The organism is Micromonospora sp. NPDC005194, assembly GCF_040608335.1.
Taxonomy (GTDB): domain Bacteria; phylum Actinomycetota; class Actinomycetes; order Mycobacteriales; family Micromonosporaceae; genus Micromonospora.
Genome location: NZ_JBEXIA010000009.1, coordinates 1 through 21,250 on the forward strand (window position 1 = coordinate 1; position 21,250 = coordinate 21,250).

Consider the following 21,250-nt stretch of genomic DNA (forward strand, 5'->3'; position numbering starts at 1 on the left):
ACCCCAAGGAGGTCTGCGGCATGGACCTGCCGTTCGTCGTCGCCACGCTGACCCGGCGCCGCCAGGTCGTACCGCCGGGCGGCGGGCCCGTTGGGTGGTGCTCGGCGCGGTGCTCGCCCTGGCCGGGGTGGCCACCGCGGCGACGCTCTACCTGCTGCGGGACCGCTACCCGGACCTGGAGTTCGGATCGCTGGGCGAGCTGTCGAGGCTGCCGGCCGGCGCCGAACGGCCCAGCGGCATGTGGACCGCGGTGCTCGGCGACCGGGCCTACCTCGGGTACCCGCTGCCGGACGACCGGCTGGAGGTGGTCGCCGTCGACACCGGCACCGGCGACGAGCTGTGGCGACGGCAGACCGGCGTCACCGCCGACGACTGGGCCGGCCTGGTCGCCGTACCGGGGGCGGTCGCGGTCCTCGCCGACGCGCCGGGCGAGAGCACACCGCGTGAACTGGCCGTCCTGGACGGCCGCTCCGGCGCCCAGCGCTGGCACCGGGCGGTCCGCGGCGACGACGACGTCTACTTCTCCGACGACACCGCCGTGCTGGTGGACCGGGCCGCCGGGCGGCTGGTCGGCCTGCGGCTGGGCGACGGCACCGACAAGTGGAGCAAGCCCAACCCGCGTGACCAGTACGGCGGCGCGCGTACCGTCGTCCGGCCGGTGGGCACCGACGAGGCGGCGGGTGGGCCGGCGTACCTCGACGGCGGCGCCCGCGACCCGTGGACGGGCAAGGGGCGACGACTCGTGCAGGTCGGGGCGGACCGCTCGGCGCGGCTGCTCGACATGTCCTCCGGCTCGGTTCTGCGCGAGTGGGGCAACGTCGCCGACCTCGACGACCTGGTGGTGGCGCACGAGGACCGCCTCTACGTGGCCCCCACCGACGGCGGGTACCAGGTGCTGGCGTACGACCTGGGTTCCGACGCGGCGCCGGTGGTCCTCTACCGGGCCGAGAACGCGGAGTACCGGCCGAAGGCGCTGGTGGCCTGCGGCGAGCGGCGGGCCTGCCTGGTGCAGGTGCGCAACAGCGACGCCGAGCGCGCCGAGGTGGTGGCGGCGACCGAGGGGAAGTCGGCGATCTCCTGGTCGGCGCCGGGCGCGACCGGTCTGGTGCCGGTCGGCGAGCAGGTGCTCATCCAGCGGGAGTACCCGAAAGCGACGGTCACCCTCTTCGACGCCACCGGCAAGGCGGTGCTGGCCGACCGCCCCGGCGTAGCGGCCCGACTGGACGCCGGCAACCTGCTCGTCTTCGCCGAGCCGACCAGCACGGTGGCGGACAACCGCAGCGTGGCCGGCGTGTGGGCCGAGTCGGGCGCCGTCGACGAGTTGGGCCAGCTCGTCGACGTCCGCAGCGCGTCCTGCTCGTGGAACACGCGGGTGATCGCGTGCGGCGCGGACAAGGATTTCGTGGTGTACCGGTTCACCGACGACTGACCGCCGGCCGGGCAGCGGTCAGGCGCGGACGATGTCGGTGCCGTCGACCCGCACGGGGATCTCGGTGAGCCCCCGGCTGGCGGGCCCGCCCAGGCGGGCGCCGTCGCCGATCGCGAACGTGGAGTTGTGCGCCGGGCAGGTGATCACTCCGTCGCGCGGTGCGCCGACCCGTACGCCCTGGTGGGGGCAGGTCGCGTCGTACGCGGTGAAGGTGCCGGCCTCGGCCTGGACGACCAGGACCCCGTCGACCACCGTGCCGCCGCCGACCGGCACGTCGCCGGTGCGGGCCAGCACGGTGCCGGGGGTGGCGGCCGCCTGGTCGGCGGAGCTGTCGCCGCCACCGCAGGCGCTCAGCAGCCCCGCCGCGCCGAGGGCGCCGGCTCCGGTCAGCAGCGTCCGCCTGCTCAGGCACCACCGCTTGTCGCGGAGGAACTCCTGTCCGTCGTACACCCTCGTCACCTCTTTCGTCGACGGCCCGGACCCCCCGGCGGCGTCGCCGGTGATCGGCGGCGGTGTGCTCGGGTGGGCCCGATGGTCGCGGGACCAGCCTGCCGCACGTGCCTGGACGTGCGGTGAGACGAACCTGGATGGTGACTGGGTGCACAGCGGGCCGGTCGACGACGGCCCCTAGGATGCTGCGGTGATTCTTCGGGGTACGGTCCGCGCCGATCGTCCGCTGGTGGTGCTCGCCGTCGGGGAGGAGGCCCGCTACCTGCCACCCGACCTGCCGGTGCTGCTCACCGGCATGGGCAAGGTCAACGCCGCCAGCGCGGTCGCGGCGGTGCTGGCCGCCGGGCCGCGCCCCAGCCTGCTGCTCAACCTCGGCACGGCCGGGGCGCTGCGCCCCGGGTGGGCGGGCATCCACGAGGTCGCCACCGTGCTCCAACACGACCTGGACACGGCCCTGCTGCGCACGCTCACCGGCGAGACCTACGGGGCGCCGCTGGCCTTGGCCGCCGAGGGGGCGGTGCTGGCCACCGGCGACACGTTCGTGGCCGACGACGACGCGCGGGACCGGTTGGCCCAGCGCGCCGACCTGGTCGACATGGAGGGGTACGCGGTGGCGTGGGCCGCCGCCCAGGCCGGTGTGCCCTGCCGGTTGATCAAGCAGGTCAGCGACGAGGCGGGCGACGGCGCTGCCCGGACGTGGCGGGAGTCGGTGGACGCCTGCGCCCGGGACCTCGCCGACTGGGCCGGTCGGCACCTCGCCTGACCGTCGACTGTCATCCGGCGGGCCCTCGTGGTTGGAGCCCTCGGGTGGTTTCCTGGTTGCCGTGGTGGGGGACCAGGACGTGCCCGGCCAGCGTGAGGGCCACGACCGCGGTGACCAGCACCGGTGGCCAGCCCCCGGCCGAGCACGAACACCAGCGGCCCGCCGATGATCAGCATCAGCCACCGCACCGGGGTCGGTCCGGTCGGTCGCTCCACGACCAGGTCGAAGGAGGCCGCCGTGACGGCCACGCCGACCAGCAGCACCAGATGGCTGTACGGAGCGATCCGGGTGGACCTGCCGGGCACCGACGCGGCCGCGGTCTCGAGCAACTCGCCGGCTCGGTGGACGTAGATCTGCCAGAGCAGCAGCATGATGGCGAACGCGCAGAGCAGGGCGGTGACTCGGAGGCGGTCGAATTCGCTGCGACTGACTTCCAGGGTGGGCACCAGGATGATGTCGTCGAGGGCCAGGATGACGAACTGCTGGTACCGCTCGCCCAGGTGCGCCGTGGTCCGGTCGTACTGGTCGAGCGGCACCCGCCCGAGCCGGGGTGTGGGGTACCGCGCCGCCGCGGACATCAGGTCGATCGCGATCGCGATGATCCAGATCCACCACCACGCGGTGTCGGCCAGCGCGCCGATGATCCAGAGGACGCCGGAGACCAGGAACCAGAACAGGAACCGGGTGGCTCGCGCCATGGCCGCGTGGTGCTGCTGCCGGTACAACGTGCTGACCAGGACGATGCCACGCACCACGTGGGTGCCGACGTAGGCGAGCGCGAAGGCCGTGGCCTGCCCTCTGGTGACCATCGGCAGTGACGCCGCCATCCCCACCGACCCGACCATGGCGATCATCAGGATGGCCTGGATGGGGCGCTGCTGCGGGTCGTAGAACTCGGTCGTGGTGGTGGTGACCGACCAGGTCCACCAGATCGCCGTCAGCATCAGCAACACGGCCGCGCTGCGGGCCCAGGATTCCTGGTCGGCGAGGAGCTTCGAGGTCTGCGCGAGCGCGGCCACGAAGACCACGTCGAAGAGCAGCTCCAGCAGGGTGGCCCGGGTCGACCCGTCCAGCCGGCGTACCAGCGCCCCGGTGCCTCCGGTGGTCATGCCCGGCCTCCCGCCGTGTCTTGCGAGGATTATCGGCGGCGTCGGCGCGGGCCGGCGGTACGCGCTGCTCGCTCGGCGCGAACGCGCGCAGCGGCAGCACCTACTACGTGATCACGGCCGGCCACCGCACCACCGCCGCCGCCACCTGGTACGCCGACAGCGCGCAGACCACCGCCCTCGGCACCCGCACCGCCACCAGCTATCCCGGCGACGACTACGGGCTGATCCGCTACACCGGCCGGATCGCCCACCCGAGCGCCGTCTACACCTACCCCGGGCTGCTCACCATCAACGGCCCCGGCAACGCGTACGTCGGGCAGGCGGTCTGCCGCAGCGGCGTCACGACCGGCGTCCGCTGCGGCACCGTCACCGGTCTCAACCAGACCGTCAACTACGCCACCGGCGTGATCTACGGCCTGATTCGCACCAACATCTGCGCCGAGCCGGGAGACAGCGGCGGACCGCTGTACGTGGCGTCCACCGGCACCATCATCGGCATCCTCTCCGGAGGCAGCGGCAACTGCACCTCCGGCGGCACGACCTACTACCAGCCGATCGCCGAGGTGCTGGCCGCGTACGGACTGACCCTGCCCTGACATCCGTTGCGCTGAGCGCAACAGGTTGCTCGTCTGGCACAACGCGCCTAGGCTCGGCGACGCCCCGGACCCCCTCCCCGAGGACGTGTGCCGCCATGTCGAGCAAGCCCCGACCCGACCACGCGGCCGCCCCGGCCGGCTCCCCGCCGGCCGAGGTGGTCACGGTGGGGGAGACCATGGTCGTGCTGTGCCCACCGCCGGGCGAGCCGCTGGAGCACGCCGAGCAGGTCGCCGTCTCGGTCGGCGGCGCGGAGTCCAACGTGGCCGGTTACCTGGCCCGCCTCGACCACCGGGCGACCTGGGTGAGCCGGGTCGGCGACGACCCCTTCGGCCGGGCAGTCGTCCGGCACGTCGCCGACGCCGGCGTCCGCGTCGACCTGGTGGGTGTGGACCCGGCCGCCCCGACCGGCCTCTACCTCAAGGATCCGGGCCCGACGGCCACCGCCGTGCACTACTACCGGGCGGGCTCGGCCGCGTCCCGGATGGACCCCGGAGCGTTGGCCGACCCACGGCTGGCCGGCGCGCGGGTGCTGCACCTGTCCGGGATCACCCCGGCGCTCTCCGCCTCCTGCCGGGCGCTGGTCGAGCACGCGGTGACCGACCGGCCGCTGCCGGGCGCGCTGGTCAGCTTCGACGTCAACCACCGGGCGCGGCTCTGGCCCGCCGAGCGGGCCGCGCCGGTGCTGCGTGACCTCGCCGACCGCAGCGACCTGGTCTTCGTCGGCCAGGACGAGGCGTACGCCCTCTGGGGCACCGCCGACGCGGCGGCGGTACGCCGGCTGCTGCCCGGCCCGCGGACAGTGGTCGTCAAGGACGGCGCGGTGTGCGCCACCGCCCTGTGCCGCGACGCCGCACCGGTCGTCGTCCCGGCGCCCCGCGTGTCGGTGGTGGAGCCGGTCGGCGCCGGAGACGCGTTCGCCGCCGGCTACCTGGCCGGGCTGCTGCGCGACCTCGACCCGACGCGGCGCCTGCGCCTCGGCCACCTCGTCGCCGCGCAGGCGCTGGGCAGCCCCGGCGACAACGCGCCACTGCCACCGTGGTCCTGGTTTCAGCGGCTGCTCGACGCGCCCTGGTCACCACCCGACCTGACCGTCGTACGAGCGGAGGGCTGAGGGGTGTCCGAGGGCGTCGACCGGGCGATGCGCGTGCTGGAACTGCTGGCACGCGAGCCCGCGCAGCTCGGTGGTGTGGCCGCCGACCTGGGCGTGCACAAGTCCACCGCGCTGCGACTGTTGCAGACCCTCGAGTCGGGTGGCTTCGCCCGCCGCACCGACGGCGGCTGGACGGTGGGCCTGCGACTGATCGACCTCGCGCAGCAGGCACTGGACTCCCTGGACGTGCGCGCGGTGGCCCGTCCACACCTGGCGGCGCTCGGCCGCGACTGCGGGCACACCATCCACCTGGCACAGCTGGTCGACGACGACCTCGTCTACGTGGACAAGATCGAGGCCCGTGGTCAGGTGCGGATGTACTCCCGGATCGGCCGCACCGCGCCGCTGCACGCCAGCGGGGTCGGCAAGGTGGTCCTCGCGTACCGCCCGCAGCTGACCCGGCTGGTCGAGGGCGCCGCGCTGCGGGCGTACACCCCGGCCACCATCTGCGACCCGGCCGCGCTGCGCGCGGAGCTGGCGGCCGTCGCCGAGCGGGGCTGGGCGGCCGACGACGGCGAGTTCGAGCCGCTGATCACCTGTGTGGCCGCGCCGGTGCGCCACGCCGACGGGTCGGTCAGCGCGGCGGTGTCGGTGACCGCTCCGACGGTGGTGGCCACCCTCGCCGACCTGCGCCTCCTGCTACCCCGTCTGCTGGGCACCACCCAGCAGATCTCCCGTGACCTCGGATGGAGTGGACCATGACCACAGCGGACTTCGAGCACATCTTCGGCGGCGCCCGGGTGATGGCGATCCTGCGCGGCCTGCCGGTCGCCGAGACCGTCCGGCTCGCCGAGCGCGCCTGGGACCTCGGCATCGTCGTGGTGGAGGTGCCGGTGGCCACCCCCGACGCGGTGCCCGCCCTGCGCGCCGCAGTCGAGGCGGGCGCGGCGCGGGACCGGATCGTCGGCGCCGGCACCGTGCTCGATGTCGATCAGGTCGCGGCGGCGGCCGACGCGGGCGCCGCCTTCACCGTCGCGCCCGGTCTGGACCTCGCGATCGCCGACGCCGCCGCCGCGCGCGGCCTGCCGCACCTGCCCGGCGTCGCCACTCCCACCGAGGCGCAGCAGGCGCTGCGGCACGGCCTGACCTGGCTCAAGGCGTTCCCCGCGATCTCCCTCGGGCCAGCCTGGTTCCGGGCCATGGCCGGCCCCCTGCCGCAGCTGCGCTTCGTCGCCACGGGCGGCCTGGACGCGGGCAACGCCGCCGCGTTCCTCGACGCGGGCGTACGGGTGGCAGCCGTCGGCTCAGCCCTCTCCGACCCCACCCAGCTGGACCAACTGGCCAAGCTGACAAACCACCCACGCTGACGCGCCCCCGGGGAGGGGTTCCGGCGGCCGGCGCGTCGCGGGCTCGACCGGCTCAGCCGGTGCCCTCGGGCCGGTCGAGGAAGTGCAGCCGCGCCTGCTTCTCCGGCAGCTCGATCAACGGACCGGCCCGGAACCCGCTGCGCCGCAGCCGCCGCAGCATCCGGTCGTTGCGGGCGTCCGGCTCCATCACGACCCGCAGCCGCCCCGGGTCGGCGAAGACGAACTCCAGGATCGCGCCGAACAGCGCGCCGGTGAATCCCCGCTCGGCGCTCACCGGGGGCCCGATGAGCAGGTGGAGGCCGATGTCGCCGGGGCGCACCTCGTAGCACCCGCCGACCGGATCGGCCCCCGGGTCGTACGTCTGCACCAGCGCGGCCGGCACCCCGTCGCGGTGTGCCAGGTACGCGTGGTGCGTGGTCAGCGAATCCAGGTACGCGTAGATCTCGTGCACCCGCTCGCGGCTGGCCTCGCGCATCCCCCAGAACCGGGCCCGCTCGGTCGTGACCCAGCCGTGCAGCAGGTCGGCGTCCTCGTCCGGGCGCACCGGGCGGATGGTGACCACCCCGAACCCGGTGACGTCGCGCCGGTAGTGCTGACCGTCAGTGCTCATCGGGCTCCTCGGTGAGGTGGTGCCAGTCCGTGGTCACCGGCAGCAGCTCGCCGGCCAGCCACGCGGGCTGCTGGTCGTCGTGGTGCGGGTCGCCGGGCACGCCGCTGGCGCCCAGCGGGACCACCCACCGGCTGTCCTGGCGGCGGGCCAGGTCCCAGACGAACCGCGCGGCCGGCCCCCGGAAGCACCCGTGAGTGACCCCGGGCACGCTGGAGGTGGCCAGCACACAGTCGTGGTCGCCGTCGAGCCGGGGACCGGGCGCGGCGTCCGGGTCGGGCAGCGCCCGCCAGGCCGCCAACCGGTGCAGGTCACCCCAGCGCACCGGGCCGGCCGCCGCACCGGCGACCTCCTCCGCCGCCGCGCGTACCACCGCCGGCGCGTCGACGCCGGGCAGCGACCTGCCGGCGAGCAGGTGCTCCAGCGCGTAGCCGACCCGCGGCGTCAGCGCCAACCAGGGCGCGAACACCTCGGGGTACGCGGGCGGCTCGGCCAGCGCGGCCAGGGCCGGATGGGCGGCGATCCGGCGGACGACAGCGGCCCGCAGGACGGCGAAGTCCGCCGCGTCGGTGCTGTCGGCGCTCATCCGGCGGTCCCAGCGCAGCAGCCGGTCGCGCAGCGCGGCGGCGGCGGGGCCGAGCCCGGTCAGTCCGTCGAGCACCGCCAGCAGCGGCCCGGCCGAGCCGAGGCGCGTGTCGGTGTGCACGGCGGCCATCTGCGCGGCCGTCCAGTCCCGGCCGGCGTCGAGCAGTTCGGTGATCCGGCGCGCGCGGTGCGGTGGGGCGAACTCGACGCCGAGCGGCGCCGCCAGCCCCCGCTCGTTGGCCATCACCGCCCGGCCGGTCACCTCGGCGCGGGGCATCGACGCGTGCCAGCCGCGCCAGGCGTACGCGGCGTCTGAGGCCGGGACCACCCGGCGGCCGTTGTCCGGATGCCGCAGCGGCACCACCCCGGCGACCCGGTGCAGCAGCCCGCCGGCGGTGTCCGCCGCCTGCACCACGTTGACCGGCTCCACCCAGTGCCGCAGAGCCTCGTCCACATCGGACACGCCACGGGCGCGCAGCAGCTCCGGTAGCGCCGCGAAGCCCAGCTCGCCGCGGACCCGGGGCGGGTAGCGCAGGCTCACCGCCGTCTCGTCGTCCGGTCCGCCGGCGATCACCGGCCCCCGCTCGGTCTCCACCACCTCCACCCGGACCGGGTCCGCGCCGGCCACCTCGATCGTCTCGACGTGGACGTGCGCCTCGCGCCAGCCGTCCGGGCCGAGCGCCCGCACCCCCGTGCCGTGCCGGCGCAGCCGCTCGGCGTAGACGTCCTGGTAGTCGGCCATCGCGTTGGTGATCGCCCACGCCACCGTTCCGGTGTGGCCGAAGTGCGCGATGCCCGGCACACCGGGCACGGCCAGGCCGACCACGTCGTACTCCGGGCAGGCCAGCCGGATCTGCTGGTAGACGCCCGGGTCCTCCAGAAACCGGTGCGGGTCGCCGGCGAGCAGCGCGGCGCCGGTGGCGGTGCGGGAACCGGCGAGCAGCCACCCGTTGCTGCCGGCGACGGCCGGCCCGTCGGTGGCGAACACCTCGACCGCCGCCGGGCCGAGGCACTGTGCGACGTGCTCGCGCCAGAGCTTGCCGGGGAACCCCGCGAACAGGATGTGGTGCCCCAGCCACACCGCGAGCGGCGTCCACGGCTCCCACCGGCCCGGCGTCAGCCCGACGGCGGCGAACTCCGGTGACCGGGCCGCCCCGGCGGCGAGGCCGGCGTTCACCCCGTCCACGTACGCGCCCACCCACTCGGCGGTCGCCTCGTCCAGGTTGGCGTGGCAACGACGGGCGGTGTCGTCCAGCCGTACCTGGCGGGCGAAGCGGTCCCAGGCGAGCGCGTCGACGCCGAGGAACGCCGCGCTGGTGCCCGCCGACCGGTGCCGTTCCACCTCGATCTGCCACGCCCGGTCGTACGCGGTCACCCGACCCTGCGCCGCCGCGAGGGCCAGCGGGTCGTCGGCGCGTACGTGCGGCACGCCCCACGGGTCGCGGAAGCGCCGCGCGCTCATGCCGGCTCGGTCGCGCGCCGGCGGGCGGCGGGGACGACCAGCGGGGTGCCCGTCTCCGGGTCGTCGATGACCCGGCAGGGCAGCCCGAACACGTCGGCGACCAGATCGGCGGTGACCACCTCGCGGGGGTCGCCGGCGGCCACCACCTTCCCGTCGCGCATCGCGATGAGATGGGTGGCGTACCGGGCGGCGTGGTTGAGGTCGTGCAGCACCGCGACCAGCGTGCGGCCCTGCTCCTCGTGCAGCCGGGCGCACAGGTCCAGGATGTCGATCTGGTGGGCGATGTCGAGGTACGTGGTCGGCTCGTCGAGCAGCAGCAACGGCGTCTGCTGGGCCAGCGCCATGGCGATCCAGACGCGCTGGCGCTGGCCGCCGGACAGCTCGTCCACCGGCCGGTCGGCGAGGTCGGCGACCCCGGTGGCGGCCATCGACTCGTCGACGATCCGCTCGTCCTCGCGGGACCACTGCCGCAGCAGACCCTGGTGGGGGTAGCGACCCCGGGCGACCAGTTCGGCGACGCCGATCCCGTCCGGCGCGATCGACGACTGCGGCAGCAGGCCGAGGGTGCGGGCCACCGTGCGGGCGGGCAGGTCGTGGATGTCCCGACCGTCCAGCAGCACCGCGCCGGCGCTCGGGCGCAGCATCCGCGACAGCGCGCGCAGCACTGTCGACTTGCCGCACGCGTTCGGCCCGATGATCACCGTGAACGACCGGTCGGGCACCGCCACGGTCAGGTCCTCGGAGATGGTGCGCCGGTCGTAGGCGAGGGTCAGCGCGGTGCCGCCGAGGCGGGACGTCATGAGGGCTCCTTCGGAAGGGGTGTTCACAGCCGGCCCGCCCGGCGTTCGACGGCCAACAGCCAGACCAGGTAGCCGCCGCCGAGCACTCCGGTCACCACGCCGACCGGCAGTTGGTGCCCGGTGAACGCGCGCTGGGCCAGCAGGTCGGCGCCGACCAGCAGGGCCGAGCCGAGGGCCATCGACGGCAGCAGGTTGGGGCCGGGCGCCCGGGTCAGCCGCTTGGCCACGTGCGGCGCGACGAGCGCCACGAACGACACCGGGCCGGCGGCGGCCGCCGCGAACGAGACCAGCAGCACGGCCGCGGCGAGCAGCACCAGGCGCAGCCGGCGGACCGGCACGCCGAGCGCGTTGGCCGTGTCGTCGCCCAGCTCCATCATCCGCAGCGCCGGGGCGCAGGCGACGAGCAGCAGCGGCGCCAGCACGGCGGTGACGGCGAGCAGCGGCCCGGCGTTGGCCCAGCCCCGCCCGTCCAGGCTGCCGGTGAGCCAGAGCACCGCACGGGCGGCGTCCATCAGTGGGGCCCGGGTCAGCAAATAGCCGTTGACGCCGGTGAGGATCGCGGCGACGCCGATGCCGACCAGGACGAGCCGGTAGCCGTGCACGCCCCGCCGCCAGGCGAGCGCGTAGATCAGCAGGCCGGTGGCGAGCCCGCCGACGACCGCGGCGCCGGCCAGGGCCAGGCTGCCGCCGCCCAGGACGACCACCACCAGCGCGCCGGTCGACGCGCCCTGGGTGAAGCCGAGGATGTCCGGGCTGCCCAGCGGGTTGCGGACCAGCGACTGGAACACCGTGCCGCCCAGCGCCAGCGCGGCGCCGACCAGCAGGGCGGTGACCAGTCGGGGCAGTCGCAGCTCGGTCACGATGAACTGCTCCGCCGCGCTGCCGCCGCCGGTCAGGGTGCGCAGCACGTCGGCCGGGCCCATCGGGTAGTCGCCGCTGCCCATCGCGACCAGACCGAGGCCGGCGGCGAGCACCGCCGCGCCGACGCCGACGGCCAGGGCGCGGGGGCGGAACCGCACCGACAACCCACCGGGGGTACGCAGAACCGTCACGTCACCGCTCCGCTTCGCTGCGCGCTGGCGCAGCTGCTGGTTCGTTCGTTCACGGGTGCGCCACCCGTCCCCGGGTGACCAGCCAGAGGAAGAGCGGGCCGCCCAGCACGGCGGTGACCATGCCGACCTGGAGTTCACCGGGTCGGCCGAGCACCCGGCCCAGCACGTCGGCGCCGAGCAGCAGCACCGGCGCGAGCACCGCGCAGTACGGCAGCAGCCAGCGCAGGTCGGGCCCGGTCAGCGCGCGTACCAGGTGGGGCACCAGCAGGCCGACGAAGACGATCGGGCCGCAGGCCGCGGTGGCCGCGCCGCAGAGCAGGGTGACCGCGACGATCACGGCGGCGCGGATCAGGGCCGGGCGGGCGCCCAGGGCCCGGGCCGCGTCGTCGCCGAGCGCGAGGGCGTTCAGCGGACGGGCGGCGCCGAGCGCGACCAGCAGGCCCACCAGGATGAACGGCGCCACCCGGGTCACGGTCGCGGAGTCCGCGCTGGCCAGCGAGCCGACCGTCCAGAAGCGCAGCCGGTCCAGCGAGGCGGTGTCCAGCAGCATGACCGCGCTCACGAACGAGTACAGGGTGGCGTTGAGCGCCGCGCCGGCCAGCGCGAGGCGGGCCGGGGTGGCGCCGCGCCCGCCGCCCACGGCGTAGACCAGCGCGGTGACCAGCGCGGCGCCGAGCAGCGCGAACCAGACGTACCCGCCGATGGCGGTGACGCCCAGGAAGGCGGCGGCGGTGGCCACGGCGGCGGACGCGCCCGCGTTGATGCCGAGCAGCCCGGGGTCGGCGAGGGGGTTGCGGGTGAGGGCCTGCATCACGGCGCCGGCCACTCCGAGCGCCGTGCCGGCGAGCAGCCCGAGCAGGGTGCGGGGCAGGCGCATCCGGTGCACCACCGCGTACTCGGCGGCGTCGCGGTGCAGCAACCCGGACCAGACGTCGGCGAGCGGCAACGACTTCGCGCCGACCGCGATGCTGAGCACCAGGATCACGCCGAGCAGCGCCACCGCGCCGAGCAGGCCGGCGGCGCGGGCCGCCCGGTGTCGCTGCGGGGGAGGGGCCGTCGACCCGGCCGGCGCGGAGGGTGCCAGCGTGGTGACGGTGGGTGTGGCGTCCAGTGTGGGCTCCGGGGGTGTGGCGACACGGCGAACCGCTGTTGACAACGACCGAGGTTAGGCTAACCTAACTCCGCTGTCCCGGTCGACCCCGACCTTCCCCTGATCGAAAGACGACACCATGCCCGATGCACTGTCCGCCCGTCGCCTCTCTCGTCGTGGCCTGCTGGCCGCTGGCGGCGCCGCCACGCTGGCCGCGCTGCTCGCCGGCTGCGGCAAGGACGATGCCGCCAAGCCCGCTGGCAGCGGAAATGCCGGTGGCCCCTGGTCATTCACCGACGACCGCAACAAGAAGATCGAGGCGGCGGCCCGCCCGGCGCGCGTGGTGGCCTTCACCGGAGTGGCGGCAGCACTGGTCGATTTCGGTCTCGACAAGCAGCTCGTCGGCGTGTTCGGGGAGACCAAGCGCGCCGACGGCACGGCCGACCCGCAGGCGGGCGACCTGAACCTCGAGGGCGTCGAGATCCTCGGCAACGTGTGGGGCGAGTTCAGCCTGGAGAAGTACGCGGCCCTGCGCCCCGAACTGCTCGTCACCCACATGTACGACCCGGACGCCCTCTGGTACGTGCCGGACGAGAGCAAGGACAAGATCCTGCCGCTCGCGCCCAGCGTGGCGATCACCACCGCCCGGGTGCCGATGACCAAGCCCATCGAGCGGTACGCCGCGCTGGCCCAGTCGCTCGGCGCGGACCTCTCGGCCAAGAAGGTCACCGACGCGAAGACCCGCTTCGACGCCGCCGCCGACGCCGTCCGACAGGCCGTCAAGGCCAACCCGGGCATCAAGGTGATGGCCTGCTCCGGCAGCCCCGACCTGTTCTACGTCTCCAACCCCAAGGTCAGCACCGACCTCATGTACTTCGCCGAGCTGGGCGTCGACATCGTGGTGCCCACCAAGCTCGAGGCCGGCGACTACTTCGAGGCGCTCAGCTGGGAGAACGCCGGCAAGTTCCCCGCCGACCTGATCCTGCTGGACAACCGCAGCACCGCCCTGCAGCCCAAGGACCTCACCGCCAAGCCGACCTGGCAGCAGCTGCCCGCCGTGCGGGCCAACCAGGTGACCCCGTGGGACGCGGTGCCCCGCTTCTCGTACGCCGGCGCCGCGCCGCTGCTGGAGAACCTCGCCACCGCCATCCGGAACGCGAAGAAGGTCAGCTGACGCCATGAGCACCAGCACCCGCGAACCCGTCGCCCTGCAGTACCGCTTCTTCGCCGCGCACGTCCTGCGGGCCCGGCGGGTCGGCGCCTCGCTGATCCGGGTCACCTTCGGCGGCGCGGAGCTGACCGACTTCGCCGGCGGCGGCCGGGACCAGAGCGTCTCGCTGTTCCTGCCGCACCCCGGGCAGGACGCCCCGGTCGTCCCGGTCGAGCGGGGCGAGGACTGGTTCGGCGCCTGGCGGGCCCTTGCGCCGGACGTCCGCGCGGTCATGCGCTCGTACACCATCCGGGAGCACCGCCCGGCGGCCGGCGAGGTGGACATCGACTTCGTCGGCCACGGGGGCACCGGTCCCGCCTCGCGGTGGGCCAGCCTGGCGGGGCTCGGCGACCGGGTGCTGCTGCTCGGCCCGGCGGTGTACGACAACCGCAGCGTCTGCTTCCGCCCGCCGGACGACACCGACCTCGTGGTGCTGGTCGCCGACGAGACCGCGCTGCCGGCCACCGCCGGAATCCTGGCCTGGCTGCCCGCCGGCACCCGGGTCCGCGCCTGGATCGAGGTCCCGGACGCCGCGGACATCACCGAGCTGCCCACCGAGGCCGCCGCGGAGATCCGCTGGATCGTGCGCGGCAGCACCACACCCGGCAGTGACCTGCTGGTCAGCGCGCTCCGCGCCGCCCGGCTGCCCGCCGGTAACCCGTACGCCTGGATCGCCGGCGAGTCCGGCGTGGTGCGGGCGCTGCGCCGGCACCTGGTCGGCGAGCGCGGCTTCGACCGTCGACGGGTGACCTTCGCCGGCTACTGGCGGCGCGGGCTGTCCGAGGAGGACCTGCGCGCCGCGGCGCTGGCCGGCGCCACCGCCTGAGTAGCGACCCACCACACCCGCAGCACGGCCCCCGGCGCGCGGACGCGCCGGGGGAGGGTTCCGGCTGCCCATCGTCGAGAACGTGGAGGACCTCCCGTGACCGTGCCGACGTACCCCGTCGAGACCGACCCGCCCGTGCCGACCGGCGCGCAGGCCGCTCCACCACCGGTGTCGACAAGCGCGTTGCCCGCGGCGCGGGCGCAGCTGCTGCACGGCGGCTCGGTCGAGCAGTACCGGCGGGCGATCGCCGACGGTGTCGACCGGGTCGCCCGCCGGGTCGCCACGGTGGACCGGCCCGCCACCGGCGTCGCTCCGGCCGAGCTGGCCCCCCTCGTGAACACCGTCGACCTGGACCGGCCCCTGGGCGACGCCGGCGCGGCCCTGGACGAGCTGGAGGACGTCTACCTGCGCGACGCCGTCTGGTTCCACCACCCCCGCTACCTGGCCCACCTCAACTGCCCGGTGGTCATCCCGGCGCTGCTCGGCGAGGCGGTGCTGAGCGCGGTGAACTCCTCTCTGGACACCTGGGACCAGAGCGCCGGCGCCACGCTCATCGAGCGTCGACTGATCGACTGGACCGCCGCCCGGGTCGGCCTCGGCCCGGACGCCGATGGCGTGTTCACCAGCGGGGGCAGCCAGTCCAACCTCCAGGCGCTGCTGCTGGCCCGGGAGGAGGCGTGCGCCGCGGCGACCACCCCGGCGGCCCGCATGGAGCTGCTGCCCCGGCTGCGCGTGCTCACGTCCGCCGCCGGGCACTTCAGCGTGCAGAAGTCCGCCAAGCTCCTCGGCCTCGCCCCGGACGCGGTGATCGCGGTGCCCACCGACGCGCAGCGGCGGATCCGGCCCGCCGCCGTCCGCGACGAGATCACCCGGTGCCGGCAGGCCGGACTGGTCGTGATGGCGGTCGTCGGCACCGCCGGCACCACGGACTTCGGCTCCATCGACCCGCTCGCGGAGCTGGCCGGGATCTGCGCGGCAACGGGCGTCTGGCTGCACGTCGACGCCGCGTACGGCTGCGGGCTGCTCGTCTCGCCGACGCGCCGGCACCTGCTCGACGGCATCGAGCGGGCCGACTCGGTGACCGTCGACTACCACAAGTCGTTCTTCCAGCCGGTCAGCTCCAGCGCCCTGCTGGTCCGCGACCGGCGGGCACTGCGGCACGCCACGTACCACGCCGACTACCTCAACCCGGCGCGGATGGTGCAGCAGCAGATCCCCAACCAGGTCGACAAGAGCCTGCAGACCACCCGCCGGTTCGACGCGCTGAAGCTCTGGCTGACCCTGCGGGTGATGGGCCCGGACGCGCTCGGCGCGCTCTTCGACGAGGTGGTCGACCGGGCGGCCGAGGCCTGGCAGCTCGTCAGCGAGGACCCGCGTTTCGAGGTGGTGACCCGCTCGCAGTTGAGCACCGTGGTCTTCCGCTACCTGCCCACCGGCCCGGGTCGCGAGCTGGCCGACGCCGCCAACCTGTACGCCCGGGAGGCGTTGGCCGCCTCCGGCCTCGCCGTGGTCGCCGGCACCCGGGTGGACGGCCGGCACTTCCTCAAGTTCACGCTGCTCAACCCGGCCACGACCGGCGACGACGTCGGCCACGTGCTCGAACTGATCGCCGGCCACGCCGGCCGGTACGTGCGCGACAACACCGCCGCCGACCTGACCTGCCCCGTCGGCTGACCCCGAATCCGCGCCTGGAGAAGAAGATGTCCACCCACGACTTCGTCGCCATCGGGCTCGGCCCGTACAACCTGGGTCTGGCCTGCCTCACCGCGCCGATCGACAAGCTGGACGGGGTGTTCCTGGAGGCCCGGCCGAGCCTCGCCTGGCACCCCGGCATGCTGCTGGAGTCGGCCCGGTTGCAGACCCCGTTCATCGCCGACCTGGTGAGCCTCGCCGACCCGACCTCGCCGTACTCGTTCCTCAACTACCTCAAGGAGATCGGCCGGCTCTACCCGTTCTACATCCGGGAGAGCTTCTACCCGCTGCGCAGCGAGTACGACGCGTACTGCCGGTGGGCGGCGGCGAAGCTGCCGAACCTGCGCTTCGGCCAGACGGTGACCACAGTGGAGTACGACAGCGCCGACGAGCGGTACGTGGTCCGGGCCACCACCGGCGGGTCCGAGAGCGTCACCTACCGGGCCCGGCACCTGGTGCTCGGCACCGGCACTCCGCCGCACCTGCCGGCAGCCGTCGCCGGGCTGAGCGGGGACGCCGTGCACAACTCGCGCTACCTGGAGCACCGGGACGCGCTGCGCACCAAGCGCAGCATCACGGTGGTGGGCAGCGGGCAGAGCGCCGCCGAGATCTACCACGATCTGCTCGGCGACCTCGACCGGTACGGCTACCAGCTGAACTGGGTCACCCGCTCGCCCCGGTTCTTCCCGCTCGAATACACCAAGCTGACGCTGGAGATGACCTCACCGGACTACGTGGACTACTTCCACGCGCTGCCCGAGACGACCCGCTACCGGCTCGAGGCCAAGCAGAAGGGACTGTTCAAGGGAATCAACGCCGACCTGATCAACGACATCTTCGACCTGCTCTACGCGCACAGCGTCGACGGGCCGGCGCGCACCCGGCTGCTGACCAACACCGAACTGGTCGACGCCGCGCACCGCGACGGGGAGTACACGCTCGGGTTGCGGCACGTGGAGCAGGAGCGGGACTTCACCCTGCGCACCGAGGGGCTCGTGCTGGCCACGGGCTACCACTACCGGGTGCCGGAGTTCCTGGCCCCGGTGCGCGAACGGATCCGCTGGGACGCGCACGGCCGCTTCGACGTGGCCCGCAACTACAGCATCGACCACAGCGGGCGGGGCATCTTCCTGCAGAACGCGGGCACCCACACGCACAGCATCACCTCGCCGGATCTGGGCATGGGCGCGTACCGCAACTCCTGGATCATCCGTGAGCTGCTCGGCCGGGAGCACTACCCGATCGAGAAGAGCATCACCTTCCAGGAGTTCGGGGTGACCTCGTGAGCGTGGTCTTCACCCGCGTCGACGACCGGCTCGGCGCGTTCGCCCTGCGTACTCTCGATCCGGAGGCCGACGCCGCGCTGCTGCACGGCTGGGTGACCCACCCGAAGGCGGCGTTCTGGCTGATGCAGGACGCCGACGAGGCACAGGTGATCGAGGAGTACCGGCGCATCGCCGCGCACCCGCACCACGACGCGTACCTCGGCCTGTGGCGGGGGGAACCCGCCTTCCTGGCCGAGCGCTACGACCCGGCCCGCGTCGAACTGGTCGGCCTCTACGACCACCAGCCCGGTGACGTGGGCATGCACTTCCTGTGCGCGCCCGCCGGCGCTCCCGTGCACGGTTTCACCCGCGCGGTGATCCGTACCGTCATGGCGTGGCTCTTCGCCGACCCGGCGACCCGGCGGGTGGTGGTCGAGCCGGACGTGCGCAACACCGCCGTGCACGCGCTGAACGCCGCAGTCGGCTTCGAGGTCGTCGGCCCGATCGCCAAGCCGGAGAAGGACGCGCTGCTCAGCGTCTGCACCCGCGCCCAGTTCGAGGCCGCCGCCGAGCACGCCGAGCAAGCCGGACACACCGCCGCCGCCGAGTCCGCTGCCGCCACCCGAACCGAAGGAGCCCCGGCGTGACCACCACCGCCGTCCCCACCCCGCCGACCGTCGCCGGCCAGGCCGCCCCCGGCGACCCGGTCGCGCACCTCACCCCGCAGCGCTGGGCGCGGGCCAACCGGATGCTGGTCCGCAAGGCGCTCGCCGAGTTCACCCACGAACGGCTGCTCACCCCGGCGCCCGTGCCCGGCCCCGACGACCGGCAGTGGTACGAGGTCCGCAGCGACGACGGCGCCGTCACGTACCGGTTCGTCGCCCGGGTGCTCGCCCTGGCCCACTGGCAGGTCGACGCCGACAGCATCACCCGGCACCGGGACGGCGTCGCGCTGCCGCCGGACGCCGTGGACCTGATCGTCGAGCTGCGCGGCACCCTCGGGCTGTCCGCGCGGGTGCTCCCGGTCTACCTGGAGGAGATCACCTCCACCCTCGCCGGTACCGCGTACAAGCTGGCCCAGTCCCTGCCGAGCGCCGCCGAGCTGGCCGGGGCGGACTTCCAGACCATCGAGACGTCGATGACCGAGGGCCACCCCTGCTTCGTGGCCAACAACGGCCGGCTCGGCTTCGGCGTCGACGAGTACCACCGGTACGCCCCCGAGGCCGCCACCCCCGTACGCCTGGAGTGGCTGGCCGCGCACCGGGACCACTCGATGTTCAGCAGCGCCACCGACCTGGACTACGACACGCTCATCTCCGGCGAGCTGGACGCCGAGACCCGGGCCCATTTCGCCGCCACGATGGCCGACCTCGGCCTGGACCTCGCCGACTACCACCTCATCCCGGCGCACCCGTGGCAGTGGTGGAACAAGCTGGCCGTCACGTTCGCGGGGGAGCTGGCCCAGCGTCGGCTGGTGCACCTGGGTCCCGGGCCGGACTCGTACCTCGCGCAGCAGTCCATCCGGACCTTCTTCAACGTCACCGAGCCGGGCCGGCACTACGTCAAGACCGCTCTGTCGGTGCTGAACATGGGCTTCATGCGGGGGCTGTCGGCCGCGTACATGGCCGCGACCCCGGCCATCAACGACTGGCTGGCCGACCTGATCGCCGGCGACGAGGTGTTGACCGGCACCGGGCTGACCGTCATCCGGGAGCGGGCCGCGGTCGGCTACCGGCACCGGCAGTACGAGGCGGCCACCGAGCGCACCTCCCCGTACCGCAAGATGCTGGCCGCGCTGTGGCGGGAGAGCCCGGTGCCCGGCCTGGCCCCGGGGCAGCGACTGTCCACGATGGCCGCGCTGCTGCACGTCGACGACGACGGCGGCTCACTGGCGGCGGCCCTGATCGACCGGTCCGGCCTGGCGCCCGAGGTGTGGCTGCGCCGCTACCTGGACGCCTACCTGACCCCGCTGCTGCACAGCTTCTACGCCCATGACCTGGCCTTCATGCCGCACGGCGAGAACGTCATCCTGGTCCTCGACGAGCACGACACCGTCCAGCGGGTGATCTTCAAGGACATCGCCGAGGAGATCGCGGTGCTGAGCGCCGACGTCGAGCTGCCGGCGGAGGTGCAGCGGATCCGGGTCGAGGTGCCCGACGACACCAAGCTGCTGACCATCTTCACCGACGTGGTCGACTGCTTCCTGCGCCACCTCAACGCGGTGCTCGTCGAGGCCGACGTGCTCACCGAGGACGCCTTCTGGGGCACGGTCGCGGCCTGCGCCGCCGACTACTTCGAGCGGGTGCCGCACCTGGCCGAGCGGGTCCGCCACTACGACCTGTTCGCCCCCGAGTTCGCATTGTCCTGCCTCAACCGCCTCCAGTTGCGCGACAACCAGCAGATGATCGACCTGGCCGACCCGTCGGCCGCCCTGCAGTTCGTCGGCACCCTCACGAATCCGCTGGCCGCCCACGCTCCGGCCCGCTGACGCCGTCCGCGTCCCGGCAGGCTCCGAGAGTCCGTCCGCCGGCCGGGACGCGGACGCGGCATACCTCAGCGATAGTCGGCGAAGATCCGACGTTCCACACCGTCGACGGTGATCGGGCCGCCGTGGGGGAGGATCCACTGCGGCTTGGTGTGGCCGAACGGGACGCCGACGCAGACGACCGCCTCCGGGTTGTAGCGGTTCACCACGTCGACGACCGTGTCGCGCTGCTGCTCGCGTAGGCGCGCCCTCTCCTCGGCGGCGGGTCGGCGGGTGTGGTCGGAGACCGGCGGACGGGCGACCAGGACCGCGTCGACGGCGTCGAGAAGACCGCGTTCACCCAGCGACCGCACGATCCAACCGACCTCGCGGGCGGGAAGGAGCTTCTCCGACGTCTCGATGATCAGCACGCCGCCGCGCAGAACCTCCGGAGGAAACGGGAAGCGTCCCGCCGTGAGGGTCCACTGGAGGACTTCCAGACACCCACCCCAGCTGGGGCCGGTGACCGTGCGGCGCGGCCCGTACCAGCTCCACGGCGCCGTCGGTTCGCGTTCTCCGAACGACTGCAACGCCCGTGGGTCGGCCCAGTCGACCCCGATGTCCTCGGACTCGCCCGGATCGGTGATCTCCAACCGCTCGCCGGTGCGGAGCGCGGCCCGCAGCGACCGGGCGTGGATGTCGTCCACGGCGGGCCCGGGGCCGAGGTGCACCTGGGAGGACCCGCCGTAGAAGCTCCCGATGCCGAGCCCCCAGAGCCACTGGTGCAGGTTGGTGTTGTCGCTGGTGCCCAGGAAGGGCTTCGGGTCGGCGCGGGCGAGGTCGGCGTCCAGGTGGGGGATGACCGTGATCTGGTCCTCGCCTCCGACGACGGCGAGGATCGCGCGTACCCGGGGATCGGCGAAGGCGGCGTTGATGTCCGCCGCGCGCGCCTGCGCGCTCGCGCCGACCGTGCGGGTGCTCGGGTACTCGACCGGGACGAGGCCGGTCAGGTCGGCGAGCCGCCGCATGGCCTGCTCGTGGATCTCGGGATAGGCGCCGGCCGCGGCGAAGGACGGCGACAGGACCGCGATGTGGTCACCCGGTCGTGCCTTCGGGGGACGCACAAGATCATGCTTCATCCCGAGATTCAACCAGCGGCGCCCGTCGGCGCGCATCCCTTTTTGGGGTGCGCCTACCCGGGACCGATCTTGCAGTATTCCTTCGGTGTTATCGATAACACGAGGTGGCAGGGCATACCGCATCCCCTTCACCGCGCCGGTTCTCCAAGCTCGTGCACAGGTGTACGACGTACGAATACAGTTACCATCTTGAATTCGTGGGTCGGTGGGCCGTAACATGCCGGACACGGATGTGAACGCTAACGTTCGGACC

General features: G+C 73.9%; 18 protein-coding genes and 2 pseudogenes. 12 read left to right on the top strand and 8 right to left on the bottom strand.

Annotated elements, in window-relative coordinates; all coding sequences use genetic code 11:
* Nucleotides 1-1,429, top strand: a 1,429-nt coding sequence (locus ABZU53_RS09860; protein WP_355065047.1) for a PQQ-binding-like beta-propeller repeat protein, incomplete at its 5' end; no start/stop codon positions are given.
* Between the two features lie 18 nt (nt 1,430-1,447).
* On the opposite strand, the gene ABZU53_RS09865 is transcribed toward ABZU53_RS09860, so the two are convergent.
* Nucleotides 1,448-1,879 (bottom strand): Rieske (2Fe-2S) protein, encoded by a 432-nt coding sequence (locus tag ABZU53_RS09865; protein WP_354856109.1) that lies wholly within the window; start codon nt 1,877-1,879, stop codon nt 1,448-1,450.
* A gap of 190 nt (nt 1,880-2,069) precedes the next feature.
* On the opposite strand from ABZU53_RS09865, the gene ABZU53_RS09870 reads away from it, so the two are divergent.
* Nucleotides 2,070-2,642: a nucleosidase gene (locus ABZU53_RS09870; RefSeq protein WP_354856108.1), complete on the top strand. Its 573-nt coding sequence runs from the start codon at nt 2,070-2,072 to the stop codon at nt 2,640-2,642.
* Between the two features lie 134 nt (nt 2,643-2,776).
* Here ABZU53_RS09870 and ABZU53_RS09875 read toward each other — a convergent pair.
* Nucleotides 2,777-3,751, bottom strand: a pseudogene (locus tag ABZU53_RS09875) (low temperature requirement protein A); the annotation flags it as partial.
* A gap of 53 nt (nt 3,752-3,804) precedes the next feature.
* On the opposite strand from ABZU53_RS09875, the pseudogene ABZU53_RS09880 reads away from it, so the two are divergent.
* The 4 genes and pseudogenes from ABZU53_RS09880 to ABZU53_RS09895 all read left to right on the top strand — a co-directional run.
* Nucleotides 3,805-4,347 (top strand): annotated as a pseudogene (locus ABZU53_RS09880) (S1 family peptidase); the annotation flags it as partial.
* A gap of 95 nt (nt 4,348-4,442) precedes the next feature.
* The gene (locus tag ABZU53_RS09885) at nt 4,443-5,459 is read left to right on the top strand and encodes a sugar kinase (protein ID WP_354856106.1); all 1,017 of its coding nucleotides are present in this window, start codon (nt 4,443-4,445) and stop codon (nt 5,457-5,459) included.
* A 3-nt stretch (nt 5,460-5,462) separates the two neighbouring features.
* The gene (locus ABZU53_RS09890; RefSeq protein WP_354856105.1) at nt 5,463-6,200 is read left to right on the top strand and encodes an IclR family transcriptional regulator; all 738 of its coding nucleotides are present in this window, start codon (nt 5,463-5,465) and stop codon (nt 6,198-6,200) included.
* Complete coding sequence (locus ABZU53_RS09895) at nt 6,197-6,805, top strand: bifunctional 4-hydroxy-2-oxoglutarate aldolase/2-dehydro-3-deoxy-phosphogluconate aldolase (protein ID WP_355065049.1); 609 nt, start codon at nt 6,197-6,199, stop codon at nt 6,803-6,805. Before ABZU53_RS09890 ends, ABZU53_RS09895 begins: the two co-directional genes overlap by 4 nt.
* 52 nt (nt 6,806-6,857) lie before the next feature.
* Here the strand turns inward: ABZU53_RS09895 and ABZU53_RS09900 are convergent, their stop codons facing one another.
* From ABZU53_RS09900 to ABZU53_RS09920, 5 genes are read right to left on the bottom strand one after another with little or no spacing between them, the layout of a single operon-like run.
* On the bottom strand, nt 6,858-7,415 hold the full coding sequence (locus tag ABZU53_RS09900; RefSeq protein ID WP_355065051.1) for a GNAT family N-acetyltransferase: 558 nt from the start codon (nt 7,413-7,415) through the stop codon (nt 6,858-6,860).
* A complete protein-coding gene (locus ABZU53_RS09905; protein ID WP_355065053.1) occupies nt 7,405-9,459 on the bottom strand; it encodes a penicillin acylase family protein in 2,055 nt (684 codons plus the stop codon). The genes ABZU53_RS09900 and ABZU53_RS09905 overlap by 11 nt, the downstream gene beginning before the upstream one ends.
* Nucleotides 9,456-10,259, bottom strand: coding sequence for an ABC transporter ATP-binding protein (locus tag ABZU53_RS09910; RefSeq protein ID WP_354856101.1), 804 nt, complete (start codon nt 10,257-10,259; stop codon nt 9,456-9,458). Before ABZU53_RS09910 ends, ABZU53_RS09905 begins: the two co-directional genes overlap by 4 nt.
* 23 nt (nt 10,260-10,282) lie before the next feature.
* The gene (locus tag ABZU53_RS09915) at nt 10,283-11,311 is read right to left on the bottom strand and encodes an iron chelate uptake ABC transporter family permease subunit (protein ID WP_355065055.1); all 1,029 of its coding nucleotides are present in this window, start codon (nt 11,309-11,311) and stop codon (nt 10,283-10,285) included.
* Nucleotides 11,312-11,360: 49 nt separating this feature from the next.
* Nucleotides 11,361-12,311 carry an iron chelate uptake ABC transporter family permease subunit gene (locus tag ABZU53_RS09920; protein WP_355065311.1) on the bottom strand — a complete coding sequence of 317 codons (951 nt, stop codon included), beginning with the start codon at nt 12,309-12,311 and terminating at the stop codon, nt 11,361-11,363.
* A gap of 229 nt (nt 12,312-12,540) precedes the next feature.
* On the opposite strand from ABZU53_RS09920, the gene ABZU53_RS09925 reads away from it, so the two are divergent.
* The 6 genes from ABZU53_RS09925 (at nt 12,541) to ABZU53_RS09950 (ending at nt 19,882) form a co-directional block, all read left to right on the top strand.
* Nucleotides 12,541-13,575 (top strand): ABC transporter substrate-binding protein, encoded by a 1,035-nt coding sequence (locus tag ABZU53_RS09925; RefSeq protein WP_355065057.1) that lies wholly within the window; start codon nt 12,541-12,543, stop codon nt 13,573-13,575.
* Between the two features lie 4 nt (nt 13,576-13,579).
* Nucleotides 13,580-14,437, top strand: coding sequence for a siderophore-interacting protein (locus ABZU53_RS09930; protein ID WP_355065059.1), 858 nt, complete (start codon nt 13,580-13,582; stop codon nt 14,435-14,437).
* Between the two features lie 135 nt (nt 14,438-14,572).
* Entirely contained in the window at nt 14,573-16,111 is a 1,539-nt protein-coding gene (locus ABZU53_RS09935; RefSeq protein WP_355065313.1) for an aspartate aminotransferase family protein, read from the top strand.
* 26 nt (nt 16,112-16,137) lie between these two features.
* A complete protein-coding gene (locus tag ABZU53_RS09940) occupies nt 16,138-17,415 on the top strand; it encodes a SidA/IucD/PvdA family monooxygenase (RefSeq protein ID WP_355065060.1) in 1,278 nt (425 codons plus the stop codon).
* Nucleotides 17,412-18,041, top strand: a complete 630-nt coding sequence (locus ABZU53_RS09945) for a GNAT family N-acetyltransferase (RefSeq protein ID WP_355065062.1) — start codon at nt 17,412-17,414, stop codon at nt 18,039-18,041. Before ABZU53_RS09940 ends, ABZU53_RS09945 begins: the two co-directional genes overlap by 4 nt.
* A gap of 101 nt (nt 18,042-18,142) precedes the next feature.
* A complete protein-coding gene (locus ABZU53_RS09950) occupies nt 18,143-19,882 on the top strand; it encodes an IucA/IucC family siderophore biosynthesis protein (protein WP_355065315.1) in 1,740 nt (579 codons plus the stop codon).
* 65 nt (nt 19,883-19,947) lie between these two features.
* On the opposite strand, the gene ABZU53_RS09955 is transcribed toward ABZU53_RS09950, so the two are convergent.
* Nucleotides 19,948-20,997 carry a S66 peptidase family protein gene (locus tag ABZU53_RS09955; protein ID WP_355065064.1) on the bottom strand — a complete coding sequence of 350 codons (1,050 nt, stop codon included), beginning with the start codon at nt 20,995-20,997 and terminating at the stop codon, nt 19,948-19,950.
* Between the last annotated feature and the right edge of the window lie 253 nt (nt 20,998-21,250).

Excerpts from the sequence above, each read along its gene's own strand:
- ABZU53_RS09940 (WP_355065060.1), top strand. The coding sequence starts at position 16,138 with ATGTCCACCCACGACTTCGTCGCCATCGGGCTCGGCCCGTACAACCTG.
- ABZU53_RS09950 (WP_355065315.1), top strand. The coding sequence starts at position 18,143 with ATGCTGGTCCGCAAGGCGCTCGCCGAGTTCACCCACGAACGGCTGCTC.
- ABZU53_RS09925 (WP_355065057.1), top strand. The coding sequence starts at position 12,541 with ATGCCCGATGCACTGTCCGCCCGTCGCCTCTCTCGTCGTGGCCTGCTG.
- ABZU53_RS09895 (WP_355065049.1), top strand. The coding sequence starts at position 6,197 with ATGACCACAGCGGACTTCGAGCACATCTTCGGCGGCGCCCGGGTGATG.
- ABZU53_RS09885 (WP_354856106.1), top strand. The coding sequence starts at position 4,443 with ATGTCGAGCAAGCCCCGACCCGACCACGCGGCCGCCCCGGCCGGCTCC.
- ABZU53_RS09910 (WP_354856101.1), bottom strand. The coding sequence starts at position 10,259 with ATGACGTCCCGCCTCGGCGGCACCGCGCTGACCCTCGCCTACGACCGG.
- ABZU53_RS09905 (WP_355065053.1), bottom strand. The coding sequence starts at position 9,459 with ATGAGCGCGCGGCGCTTCCGCGACCCGTGGGGCGTGCCGCACGTACGC.
- ABZU53_RS09930 (WP_355065059.1), top strand. The coding sequence starts at position 13,580 with ATGAGCACCAGCACCCGCGAACCCGTCGCCCTGCAGTACCGCTTCTTC.
- ABZU53_RS09900 (WP_355065051.1), bottom strand. The coding sequence starts at position 7,415 with ATGAGCACTGACGGTCAGCACTACCGGCGCGACGTCACCGGGTTCGGG.
- ABZU53_RS09955 (WP_355065064.1), bottom strand. The coding sequence starts at position 20,997 with ATGAAGCATGATCTTGTGCGTCCCCCGAAGGCACGACCGGGTGACCAC.